The organism is Anabaena sp. FACHB-595, from assembly GCF_048568275.1.
Lineage (GTDB): Bacteria > Cyanobacteriota > Cyanobacteriia > Cyanobacteriales > Nostocaceae > Trichormus.
Genome location: NZ_CP183473.1, coordinates 3,441,658 through 3,454,517, shown reverse-complemented (window position 1 = coordinate 3,454,517; position 12,860 = coordinate 3,441,658). Strand labels below are relative to the sequence as shown.

The 12,860-nt window shown below is 39.2% G+C and carries 9 protein-coding genes; all 9 read right to left on the bottom strand.

Annotation, left to right across the window (positions count from 1 at the left end; all coding sequences use genetic code 11):
• Positions 1 to 24: 24 nt before the first annotated feature.
• The 9 genes from ACN222_RS14160 to ACN222_RS14120 all read right to left on the bottom strand — a co-directional run bounded on the left by ACN222_RS14160 (position 25) and on the right by ACN222_RS14120 (position 12,813).
• Complete coding sequence (locus tag ACN222_RS14160; RefSeq protein ID WP_010996987.1) at positions 25 to 993, bottom strand: glycosyltransferase; 969 nt, start codon at positions 991 to 993, stop codon at positions 25 to 27.
• Positions 994 to 1,179: 186 nt separating this feature from the next.
• Positions 1,180 to 3,003 carry a heterocyst formation ABC transporter subunit HepA gene (hepA, locus tag ACN222_RS14155; RefSeq protein WP_010996986.1) on the bottom strand — a complete coding sequence of 608 codons (1,824 nt, stop codon included), beginning with the start codon at positions 3,001 to 3,003 and terminating at the stop codon, positions 1,180 to 1,182.
• A gap of 558 nt (positions 3,004 to 3,561) precedes the next feature.
• Positions 3,562 to 4,329, bottom strand: a complete 768-nt coding sequence (hepC, locus tag ACN222_RS14150) for a heterocyst development glycosyltransferase HepC (RefSeq protein ID WP_010996985.1) — start codon at positions 4,327 to 4,329, stop codon at positions 3,562 to 3,564.
• Between the two features lie 776 nt (positions 4,330 to 5,105).
• Positions 5,106 to 7,331, bottom strand: coding sequence for a GumC family protein (locus ACN222_RS14145; protein ID WP_044523061.1), 2,226 nt, complete (start codon positions 7,329 to 7,331; stop codon positions 5,106 to 5,108).
• Positions 7,332 to 7,447: 116 nt separating this feature from the next.
• Complete coding sequence (locus ACN222_RS14140) at positions 7,448 to 8,536, bottom strand: glycosyltransferase (protein WP_010996983.1); 1,089 nt, start codon at positions 8,534 to 8,536, stop codon at positions 7,448 to 7,450.
• 406 nt (positions 8,537 to 8,942) lie between these two features.
• Positions 8,943 to 10,256: an NAD(P)H-dependent oxidoreductase gene (locus ACN222_RS14135; protein WP_010996982.1), complete on the bottom strand. Its 1,314-nt coding sequence runs from the start codon at positions 10,254 to 10,256 to the stop codon at positions 8,943 to 8,945.
• A gap of 69 nt (positions 10,257 to 10,325) precedes the next feature.
• Positions 10,326 to 10,895 (bottom strand): dTDP-4-dehydrorhamnose 3,5-epimerase, encoded by a 570-nt coding sequence (rfbC, locus tag ACN222_RS14130; RefSeq protein ID WP_010996981.1) that lies wholly within the window; start codon positions 10,893 to 10,895, stop codon positions 10,326 to 10,328.
• Positions 10,896 to 10,979: 84 nt separating this feature from the next.
• The gene (locus ACN222_RS14125) at positions 10,980 to 11,792 is read right to left on the bottom strand and encodes a hypothetical protein (RefSeq protein WP_010996980.1); all 813 of its coding nucleotides are present in this window, start codon (positions 11,790 to 11,792) and stop codon (positions 10,980 to 10,982) included.
• A 7-nt stretch (positions 11,793 to 11,799) separates the two neighbouring features.
• Positions 11,800 to 12,813 carry a glycosyltransferase family 2 protein gene (locus ACN222_RS14120; protein WP_010996979.1) on the bottom strand — a complete coding sequence of 338 codons (1,014 nt, stop codon included), beginning with the start codon at positions 12,811 to 12,813 and terminating at the stop codon, positions 11,800 to 11,802.
• Positions 12,814 to 12,860: the final 47 nt, after the last annotated feature.

The window sequence follows — 12,860 nt, the reverse complement described above, 5'->3', positions numbered from 1 at the left end:
GATAACGGCTAAACATACTTACGGCTAAATTGTGGTGCTTTCCGTATGAACATCGGAACGAAGCAAAAATTTTCCACTTTTGAATAAAAATCGAGCTAGGTAATAGGCTCGCTCTTGCCCAGAGTAAAAAGGCCATCCCAGTATTAAGCGTGAGATACCCCACACCTCCCGGAGATCCCATTGAGAGCGTTGATAATATTTTGTGCGTCGATATTGGAGATTGCGGGATAAGTCAACTCTTGCACCATAACCAATACGTACTAAAAAATCGTTGATATATTGGTTCGTCATCTCAATTCCCGCTTGAGATTTGGCTTCTTGTTCACTGGTGGCGCTCGCTGCACTCATGTGATTGTTCGCACCATGTATGCGATAGTACGCCAAATTTTCCTGTAATGTCTTAATTTTACCGAGGAAGGCTGTGCAGTAAATAATGCAACCATCAGCCCAAATGCGCCATTTCACGGGATCGATGGGAAATACTTTTTCCAGCACTTCACGACGATAAGCTAGTCCAGACGTGGGCGGAAAACACCAAGCATTCCCTGTCTGCAATATGACTGAGGCTAAATCTTCACTCAGTTTCGGCCCTTGAGTCGAAGCTTGATCAATTGTTTTGTCATTGCCATCTATGATATCCAAATGGTGCATGACACCAACTACATCCGATGTCTGAAATACCTCAACAATACGCTGTAATTTATGAGGTTTCCACACATCGTCTGCATCAAGAAAAGCTACGACTTCGCCAGTCGCCGCCGCAAACCCCGCATTGAAAGCGCCTCCCTGTCCTTGATTTGCTTGAAAGATGGGCTTGATTTTATCCGGTGCTTGTTCTTGCAGTTGGGTAATAACATCACGGCTGTTATCTGTAGAACCATCATCTACGATAACGATTTCAATGTCTGAGTGAGTTTGAGCGAGAACAGAGTTGATTGCTCTAGAAAGATAACGAGCATAGTTGTAATTCGAGATGATGACGGAAATTTTCATGGGATTGGGGATTGGGGACTGGGGATTGGGGATTGGGGATTGGGGATTGGGGACTGGAGATTGGGGATTGGGGATTGGGGAGTTATACCGATTTGAAAAAAGAATGGGACAGATACATACCCCAAAACCATGATTCTGCTCGGCTTCCCTAATTTTGAATTTTGAATTTTGAATTTTGAATTGATATTACGAATTAGTCTGTCCTGATTCGTGTTGCATCTGGTGATATTTCCAGAGCTTTCCGCGTTGTTCTAGAAGTTCTTGATAATTTCCCTGCTCAACAATTCGCCCTTGTTCCATCACCACAACCTTATCTGCTTTGGCAATTGTGGAGAGTCTGTGAGCGATCGCAATTACTGTTCTACCCACGGAAAGTTTTTCTATAGACTCCTGAATTAATCGCTCGGAGACTGAATCTAGGGCGCTGGTGGCTTCGTCAAGAATGAGGATTTCGGGATCTCGGAGTAATGCACGAGCGATCGCAATCCGTTGTCTCTGTCCTCCAGATAAACGGACACCGCGATCGCCTAACTTAGTATCAAACCCTTCGGGCATTTCTTCGATAAATTGCAACGCATTTGCTAGCCGCGCTACTTCTCTAATTTCCGCTTCACTCGCCCCAGATGTACCGTAGGCGATATTGTCTCTAATAGAAGTGTTGAAAATAAATGTATCTTGACTAACTACAGCCATTTTGCGGCGGAGGGAATTGATTTCAAAGTACTGTACATCAAGCCCATCTACTAAAATCTGTCCCTCTGTCGGATCGTAAAATCGGGGAATTAAATCAGCTAATGTGGTTTTACCAGCGCCCGATGCACCCACCAGAGCTGTTGTTTTACCACGCTCAATTGTCAGAGTGATATTATTCAACACTAAATTATCAGCAGTATAACCAAAATCTACGGATACTAAATCAATTGAACGCTTCAACCCTTGGAAATGAAGTTTGCCATTTTTCAAGTAAGGTTTATTATTCGTCTGCAAAATATTTTTAATGTTTTCTGATGACCCTTGTAAAGTACTCAGAAAAGCAACCGTACCATTAATATCTTGAATATTAGGAATCACCCTGACTAAAACAAAGAAGAATGTCAATAATGAGGCAACTGGTAATGTAAAAGTCGCGAAGGAAATCACAATCAAACTAATTAAAACCGTAGTAGCTATACCTTCAGCTATAGGTTTTACTAGTGTCCAAGCTAAAACAACTTTGATAGCTGCATTCAGTTGATTAGTACTCGCTTTATAGAAACGTTGCCGTTCAAATTCTTGTGTCCCAAAAGCTTGAATTGTCCGAATCCCATTGATGAACTCTACAGCTACAGCCGTAAATTGAGCATTAGCATGAGAAATGCCAAAGCTAGTTTCTCTGACTCGCTTATTCAGCGTAGATAATCCCACTGCTAACAGTAAAAATATCAGCACAGAAATAATCGAAAGTTGCCATGATATAGAAAACATCACAACAAAGTAAACGCAAACGGTCATGATTCTGGTTAACACAAAAGCTAACCCACTAAAACCCTGTTTGATTCTTTCAATTTCTGTAGTAATCGTATTAATGAGTTCACCCGAACGAGTTTGAGCAAAGTAACTCAACCTCAGAGCTTGTAATTGCTCAAAAATTTGCTTATGTAAGCGATCTGCTAAATTAAGTTGGGCTGATTCAGTGTATACTCCGCCAAAATAATTGAAGGTAGCACGCATCCAGGTACTCAACAAAATTAGTAGAGATATCCTGTATATGGGGGGAATCGGCCAAGCATCAGCAGCCAAAATCATGTCAACCCAGCTAATTCCTGTTTGAATTGGATCATTAGGACTAGTCAATTTTTGTAAAAATGACAGTAAAAAACCAATACTAACACCTTCAAAACTGGCAGCTAAAAATGAAAATATTACGGCTAATATAGCTATTTTGCGAAAATGTTTTATTTCTCGCAATATTAAATTGTTCTCTTTCCAGAAGCTATTAGCTTTAAATAATTTATGTGGTGATTTTGGCATTTTTAAATGCGTTGTATATTTTCTAAGACAATTTTTTGAACCGTGACAACCTAATTTTTAACTAAAGTGTAGTAATTCATCTATAGGAATCGTACTTGAATTTTGCTACGTATACTGAGAAACAAAGCTCTGTATAGCAAGCTTCTAGCCAATTTGGTTTTTCAGAAATCAAATATGAGTCCTATATAGGATTTTTACTTGCTTGCTGAAATAAGTATAGGGTGGGTATTGCTCACAATTTTATAGTTGTGCAGGGCATTATTCACCCTATAGATACTTATATTCTTCAATCATCAAATAGAAATCTTGTGTTTACAACACTGAGTAAAAATAATGGAATTTAGCATGGTCAATGATGTAATTAGATGGTGCATTCCCTGGGAAATGGATTGAATACAATCCTCATTAATTTAGGATATTCGGATTTTTTTTACTCTTTCAGGATAAACCTAATTCTAGTTTTTATATGACTAGTATTTGATTTCTGAAATATAAGTATTATGGTGGGCATTGCCCACCATAAGCATGATAGGCACCCTACAGATACTGTATTTAATTTTAAATTTTGTAGGCTTGCGTTCCTGTAGGGTATGTTGTACTCTTACGGAGAACACGCAGGGTATTTTGAATGGATTCATCTGCCTGTTCTTGCCCTGCAAAACTGAGTCGTACAGCATCCTCTAAAGTACAACAAGCAGATCCCGTTAAACTCATTTCTCCCCGCAATACATTCCATAACTGTGGTAGATGAGATAAACCAAATTTCTTTAACCAAACTTGCAAGATTCGAGGATGATTTTGAGTAGGAGTTAACTTGATGACTCGAAAGATTTTACCCCGTTCTCCTACACGCCACTCATAAGTAAACAAAGATTTTTGTGAATCAATCTGCATCAATATAACTAATGCCAAAAGCATTGGACTTACTAACAGCGTCAATCCAAAAGCCATTAGCCAGTCTATTAATCTCCACAACCATCTAATAGATTGACTAATTAATGTGGGTGCGGATGGCTTGCGGTGAGCAGGTTTACTGAGAAAAATAGGTTTATGTGCTTTTTTACAAGCTTCAACCCAGAACTTTACCCAAGTTTCACCTAATTTACCATCTATACTCACCAAATTGACTGGAGAGCGTTTTAAGCAATCAACTAATAATTGCTCATCGTTCAGAGAAGGTAAACATAACTGTTGAACTTTGTTAGCAGGTTTCACTAATAACTGGCCCCGTCTCCACTGAAGCGTGTAATGTGAGGAACCATGATTTTGATTGAGTGGAGGTACTATATCGTAACTCTCAACATTTGGAACTATTACGCTTGTCATAATGTCTTTGGATTCATCCAAATTAAATTGCTGAGATAATATCCAAGGCCGTCAATGCCAAAGACTGTGATGGAAATTGGATTCTGCTTAAATAATCTGTAAATTATTACGTGCAGAATCAGGTTTTATAGATGGTAGAAGTTGCGAGTAAATATATTACTGAATACGATTTTTAAAATCAGTATCCAGGACTGCCATATTGTGTAGATAATTAGCCGTAAACATATTGGTAAATCTGCTTGGGAAATATAGATTTTTCTATAAAAATGAAGGATGTTGGAAATTTATAGAGGCAATTAACCTAACCTTTGTAATATCCGCCTTAAGCCTCAAAACTCCTTTGACCCAGCACTTTACATTTACGTTGAATGACAGCTACTTGTTTACTTGCACAATAATTTTCAGACCATCAGTTCATTTCTACTTTGAAACCATTGGAATTAGATTTCAATCTCTAGGATATAAGACTCTGTAGAAATGACTATATACTCAAGCTAATTCTTTATTTACTCTTTAAATAGTCATAGCTTTAATTAGATATTTATAAAGTCGAGATAAAATACTTAAATATTGTGGATTTTTCATGGATTAAATTATCACATTTAAAAAGCTTAATCATGACAACTTTAATTGGCAATTTATGTTAAAAAATCGATTTAATAAATCAAAATTGAGAATTATTTGCTGAATAAAAAGATGTGTGCGATCGCACCCCGCAAGAGGCGATCGCACACAAAAAATATTAGGGTATGGGGATCACATTCTCCCCCCACTCATTACTTTTCTACTGCTTGTTGCAAAGCAAAACGGTATTCCCGCGCATAAGGTACATAGGTGCTATCAGAGTTAGAAACCCCATTAGCCACAACACCGATGAGGTTTAACTTGCTCAACATGGCTGTAGCTTGAGCGATTTGATTGCGAGTCACTTTTCCCAGACTAGCTACCATCACCACACTTCTACAAGATGATGCTGTCAACAAAGCATCTACTAGACCTATCACTGGTGGCGCATCAATAATCACCAAATCGTAGTTCTCTTCAAATGCTGCCATTAACTGTTTCATCCGTGGAGAACTCAAGAGATTTGCTGAGTCACTAGGCGAGGGGCCAGCCGTCAAAATATCGATGTAGGCTGAACCTACGTTATGAATACCAATCTGTTCGGGTAAAGTAATTTCACTGGCTAACAACGTTGATAGCCCTTGGTCGTTGGGAAGATTGAGATGTTCATGGAGGCTAGGATCTCGCAAATTTGCATCAATCAGTAGCACCCGTTTGTGTAACCGGGCTGCACTCATTGCCAAACCCAACGCCAAACCAGATTTACCTCTATCCAGCAGAGGTGAGGTAATCATCAATGACTTCAAGCTAGATACCGAGTTTAACAACTCGATATTTTTGTAAATCAGATCCAACGATTCCCAACGGATGGAAGATTGTAGCACCTCTACAGTCCAAGGCCCTAAAACCTCAGGCTTGCCAAAAGGCAACTTGATCACTGATTCTCTGCTCTTCGCCGGGGGCAATTTCGGGGTGCTTCCTAATAAAGGTAAAGCTACTTGTTTTTCCAACTCAGCTGTGGTGTGAACAGAATCATCAGCAGCTTCTCGAATAAAGGCAGCAATACCTCCCAGCATTAACCCAACAACTGCACCCAACATCAAATTCTGTTGGAGATTTGGGCCTAGTTTCATCCCTAACTGGGGTTCTTCCACCACTTCCCAGTTAAATCCGCCTTTAGCCAGTTCTTGCCGTAGTTGTTGTTCTGCCCGTAATAACTGCTCTAGTCGCTCACGACTGAATTGCAACTGTGGTTGTATCCGATTGTAATAAGCTAACAGGGGCGGGAAACGTTTAATTTCCAGGCGTAATTGATTTTCTTTCTGTGCCAGAGTTTGATCACGGGCAGTCAATGAAACTATCGTTGTCTGGGTTTCTACTAACTGACTAGCCAGAGTTAGATCAATTTCACCAAACTGTCCCTGTTCTAAAAGCGGTTCTGCTCCACGGAAGGCATTAGCAGATTTAACACCTAGAGTCCTACCTACTTCCTGTTGCAATAATTCTTTTTGGCTCTGCAACTGTTCTTTCAGCTTCTGGACACTGGGGGTTTCATCGGTGAAGCGTAAACGCTCTTGAGCTAATAACAGTTCTGTTTTTTGAATTTCATTGAGTAAGCCTTGATAGCGGACGGACTGACTCAAACGAGAAGTAACTAAAGCATTTTTGGGAGAACGATTTAATTGCTCCTCTAAAGATTTTTGTTTTGCTAAAGCCTCTTCGTATGTAGAACGAGTAGTACGACGTTCTTGCTCAATAGTATTTAAAGCAACTTCTAGAGCTTTTGCTTGCTCTTCTGGGTTAATTAGATTTTGGTTTCTGCGAAATCTTTGCAAGTTGGCTTCAGCCGCATTCACTTCTTCACTGGCTTTGCTCAACTGTTCTCTAATAACTTGCAGACCTTTTTTGAGTCGGTTGTCTTGCTGCTGTTTGTTATATTCCACATAGACTTGCCTGATAGCACTGAGAACTTTTTGAGTCTCTTCAGGGTCGCCAGAAGTATAATCTACTTGAAAAATTTTCGTAGCGACATTATCCTCTTTTGTCCTAACTTGATTTAAGACTAAGGCATTTTTAATATCAGCTACAGTAATATTTGGATATTCTGATTTCAATTTGTCAACTGCTTTGTGAATTAGTCCTGAACTTTGCATCAAGTTCAGTTGTGTAGCAGTATCTATTTGTATATCGGGTTCGAGAAACTGAGTCTCTGGAGTACCACCCTCTCTCTTACCTTGATAGTTAGGTTCTACTAACAGTTGCATTGTGCTTTTGTAAGTAGGCTTGGTTCTTGCAGTCATCAGGGCTGCTAGGGCAATTGTTGTTAAAAATGCCGTTAAGAACCAAGGAGACCTACGCAGAAAAACTGAAAAGATTTTGCCGTAACTGGGTTCTGAATCAGCGCTGTTTATATTTGTACTTAGATTAGTTTGAACCACTTTGATGATCCTTGTATTCGAGACGCTAATAAAATAAATGAATGTTGAGTAATCAGTAATGAGGGTTGAGCGATAAGTGATATTTTCCACTCAGCACTTTTTAGCTAGTTACTGATTTAATTGAGGCTACAAGTTTGAGTAATAACTCGCTCAACTTTACTAAAGAAAACTGGCTCAGAAAAATTATTCACAGCATGATTACGAATATTTTCATAATCCCAAGTGATTTCTCCGGACTCTAATAATGCTTTTTGTAAAGATTCTGGTGTTTGTCGTTTGAAAAATACGCCAGTCTGACCGTTTATTTGAGTGTCTAAGACTCCACCTGCACCAAAAGCAATCACTGGTGTACCACTAGCATTAGCCTCTACAGGGACTAAACCATAGTCTTCTAAAGCGGCTACGATAATAGATTTAGCTTTAGAAAATAATTCTTTGCGTTGGTTGTCACTAACATGACCTAAAAATTTAATATTATCCAAAGCTTTGGCTTGTAATCTTTCTCTTTCTGGCCCATCCCCGGAGATGATTAATGGCCATCCTAGCCAATTAAAAGCCTCGACTATAATATCCAGACGTTTATAACTAATCATCCGTGCTGATGCCAAGTAATATTCGTCTTTTGTATCAGAGAAAACAAAGTTACTGGTATCAATTGGATAGTTAATCATTATTGCTTGTTTGCCATAAATCTGTTGAATACGACGGGCAACAGTGCTGGAGTTAGCAATATAAATATCAGGTTCCTGAGCATATTTCAGGTCTACATCTCGCATTAACTGAAATACTTTTTCGATTAAAACTGACAAATATCTATAATCACTATACTCTCTTAAATAAGTTTCTGTATCCCATAGAAAACGGGTGACATTATGACAAAAGCAAATATGTTTAGCACCTGGTTTTTTCCTAACTGCTTTGGCGAAGCTGGTGCTACTGCTAATAATTAAGTCATAATCTTGCAAATCTAATGCCCGAAAGGCAGGAAAATATAAAGGAGCCATCAATCTAAAGTATTTGGCTGCACCAGGGATTTTTTGCAAGAATGTTGTGTTAACTATCCGCTCACCCATATCAATAGTTTTTTGCGGGTCATACAATGATGTAAAAATATCAGCTTCAGGATAGCGTTTACAAAGTAATTCAAATACCCGTTCTGCCCCACCGCGCTGGGTCAAATAATCATGGACTAGAGCAACTTTCATATCAGTCTAAGTTTGTAAGTATTTCCCTTAAAATATTTCAGCAGATATCAGTCATTATTTTGGTATTTTGGATGATATTTTTTAACTATTTTTTGATACATTTATCGAATTTTGTAGAATCAGAAGTGATGCGCGCTAGTAAATAATAGTATTTACAAATAAACTCAAAATTGATTCTATCTTTTGAATTATTTTGCTATTTAATTATGAAATTAATTGTTGTCAGATAGCTTCAGCCCCCCTTTTGATGGAAGGGGGGCGTTTTTGAGATGGGTAATTGGTAATTGGTAATAGACTATCCAGTAGGGTGCGTCAGTGCGATAGAACCTAACTATACTCAGAAATCTTCATACTGACGCACCCTACCAAACAATCAATTGTGGCTAATTCATTTTTTGGTGTTCCCTTAACCAACAGTTACCAGAACTTTTTCTGGGGCAAAATATTTGTCTTGCTCGGCTCGTAGTTGGTCACAAAGTCTGCCTTCTGGTAGTTCTACATCATCGTAGGTGAGGACTTGATCTTTAGGAACATCACGTTTGAGACGACATCCTTCTGCTAGACCCATTGGTAAGAGGTTTTGCTGTTGGACGATATCGGAATTTTCACATTGTCCATAGGTCATGTAGTAACCAATGCCATCTAAGGTTTCCCCTGCTTTGAGGTCTATTTTGGCAGTGGTGATAACATCTACCGAGGGGCCTGCTAGAGGAGCCATGACAGCATCAGAGAAGAGGACTGCACGGGCTACAGATAAAGGAACTTCAAAATGGCACAGGTGGTAGGGGGTATAGAAGCTATAGAGGGGGCCTTCGCCTAATTTGTAGAGGTTGAGGTAATGGCGTTGTTTGGGGTCGTCGTGAGTTGCAAACACATATACACCAGGGCCGGGTTTTGCGCCGACTACATAATCAACAATACCGCCTAGTTGCTTGAGTTGTTCCACATCGTACATATTGGTCATCTCATCAACATGACCGGTGAAGTCATATCCCAACATTCCCCGCTTGGCTACTTTCATACCTGTAGCGTTAGCCACGATCGCCTGTTCAAAGGAAATTTTGCTACCATCAGCAAAGCTGGTTACCATGTGGGCTTTTTGTCCCCAACGCTTGGCGAATCCTTCTTGGGTGGTGGGGTTGCGGTAGGGGTCTTGCAAGCCTTTGATGTTACCGCAAAGCAAGGGAGTCAGACCAATGCTTTGGACAAATCGGTAAAGGTTCATCTGTACCCCTGGTTGGTCGCCATCACAAGCACTGAGAATCACGCCAGCTTTGTCTGCATATACTTTGAGAATGGGGCCGATTGTACCGTCAAGTTCCGCATTCATCATGATAACGTGTTTGCGGTGGGCGATCGCTTCCATGACCACATGAGCGCCAAATTCTACTGCACCGGTGACTTCGATAATTGCGTCGATACCGTCGGCTTGGCAGATGATTGTGGCATCTTCGGTAATAGTATACTTACCTTGAGCGATCGCACTTTCTAACTCACCGACAGAATCCACAATTTCAATATCTTCGATACCAGCTTCGCTATAAGCTCGTTTCGCACCATCAATACTGCGGTTAGAAATAGCAACTAATTCCATCCCTGGAACGGAATTAATAATTTGGTTGGCAATACCCCGACCCATAAAACCAGCGCCAATCATTCCCACTTTCACGGGATTACCAGCAGCAGCACGAGCTTTTAAGGCGTTATCAATAATAATCATTTTGCTTAATCCTTTATTTTCTAAAACAAGCAACAGAAGCAGAATATCTTACTCACAACTCAGTATTTTTTAACAAACTGCTTCTACTGGGTCTGGGCTACCGATAGGGATAGTTTCTAACAAAGGCCAACTGGCATCCTTGTCAGAAATTACAGTGACATCTAAAGGCCATTCAATATTAAAGAATGGGTCATTGTAACGCAGGCCTTTTTCATATCCTGGGGTATAAAATTCACCTACTTGATAAACCACTTCTGCATCATCGGTGAGGGCTTGATAACCATGAGCAAACATCTCTGGTACATACAAAGCGCGACGATTATCAGCCGTGAGTTCTACACCAATATGTGATAAAAATGTCGGTGATTCGGGACGCATATCAATAATTACATCGTAGATAGCGCCTTTAATACAACGAATTAATTTTGTTTCGGCGGCTGGTCTGAGTTGATAGTGCATCCCCCGCAGTGTACCTTTTTTATAGTTATAAGATAAGTTACACTGAGCAACTACTGGTTTTAAACCATGATTGGCAAATTCATTAGCACAAAAAGTTCTGGCAAAAAAACCACGATGATCTGGTTTTTCTTCTAAATCAATAATAAATGCGTCTTTGAGTGATGTAGCGGTAAAAATCATGGGTTTCTCAACTATGAATTAATGATGGGAGAATAATGACTAATCACTTAGTCTTTACAAAGATGAATAAGCTAAACAGGAACTTTAGCTATAATTTGGTTTAGGAAAAGTATCATCCCAATATTGAGTACAAAGCCCTGGTCTTTTGGCGGGGTTAGCAGTGTAGGCATAGAACAGCGTTGAACGTTCTTCTGTGCGGACTGTGCCATGATGTAAAAGTCTTTGGGTATCAGCAATAATTACAGTTCCTGCTGGGCCAATACATGACTTCCAAGCTGATTTAGGAACAATTTTATTTAATGCCTCATCGTTGATACCCGACTTATGAATCTTTTGGTACAGTCGATAAAAATTCAAACTATCTACAGAAGTAAAAGATACTGGTACATATTCAAAAGGCCCGTGTTTTTCTTCTACATCATTTAAGTAAATGATGATTTTGACAATGCGGCGATCTTCTGAATCTCTATGCCATAACATTGTACTGAATTGATTGGCGTTTACAAAATCTTTGCGAATTTGTACACCATGATAGGCGACGGGAAGACCAATATAATTTTCTAGAATATTCAATAATCTTGATTCACTTCCCCAATTATGAAAATCTGGTATGTGGGTAACTGTGTAGATTTCTGGGGGATTTTGGGATGAATCTTGATAGTTACCTTGTCCCATGCTGGGTAATAAAGCATGAGAAGCTTTAAGTAATTGTGCTGTGGATGGAAGTCCTAACTCTTGTAGTGTAGTGACGTAAATTCCCTCACTTTTAAGAGTATCAACAATCTGGCGATCGCGTGATTCTATTGTAGGTAGCTTGGGAGCATATTGCCAGAGTTTGACTCTATAAGAAACTTCTGAATTTAGCGCTTCAATTTTCTCTTTGACCGTAGTTAACATAGAATGCTCACTTTGTCTTGCTATTAGATTTTATGAAGTCACGTCTGTTGTTGCTATTACTCCTGCTGATGACTTCTTGTGAAACCCCTTCTTTAGTAAGAATAATAGTTTCTAAAACTGATAAACTAACTAGCCCAAAGTATGGAATAACTGTGGTCAATGCTAGAACAGGCCATCTTCTTAAAGCCCCTAATAAAACTCGCCAATTATTATTATTGAAATGATTGATAACCAGGTTTCTGCAAAAACTATCTGAATAGCCTATTTCTTTCAGCTTGATATTTACTTCTGGGGAATATGTATATTGCATTTTTAGCAACATTTTTGGTTTAACCATCCAATGGCTAGCACCAAAAGCATTTTCTAGATACACATCTTTGCTGATTCTGACACTTCCATGAAAAGCACAGAACCCAGTTAAATATACTTGGTAATCTAAATTATTCACCCCATCAGACCAGGTTTTTAATGCACGTTGTGCCAAATCTGTTCTATATACTTGGGCTGACATTAGTTGTACGCCAGAGCGATTTTCTTGGATACAATGTTCAAAAACTGCTCTCCCATCAGACTCAACAACTTCATCTTCAATTTGGTAGCAGCTTTGGTACAATAACTCACCCGTCACTTCATGGCGACAAGAAAAATTTAAAATCAGCAAACCTAAATTAACTGATGTCTTTAATGTGTTGATGAGGTAAGAAATCGTTGCATCTTCGATTTTATCATCATCGCTGATTGTCCAAACATATTGGCTAGTTGCAGCATTAAGACAATAAGCAATATTTCTCATCACTCCCAGATTTTGACTGTTTCTGTGGGAGTGAAAAGTTGTTTCTGGCAAAGCCATCTGCCATTTTTTCACAATTTCTTGTGTGTTATCTTCTGAACAGTTATCAGAAATAATGATTTCACATTCAGATTCAAAACCTTTGATGGATTTAGCTAGCCATGCTAATTGTTGATCCAGTAACTTAGCTCGATTATATGTGGGGAGAGCAATTGTGAGTAATTTATTCATGATCAAGAATAAAAATCTGATATTTTCAGGCGGTTAGATACCCGACT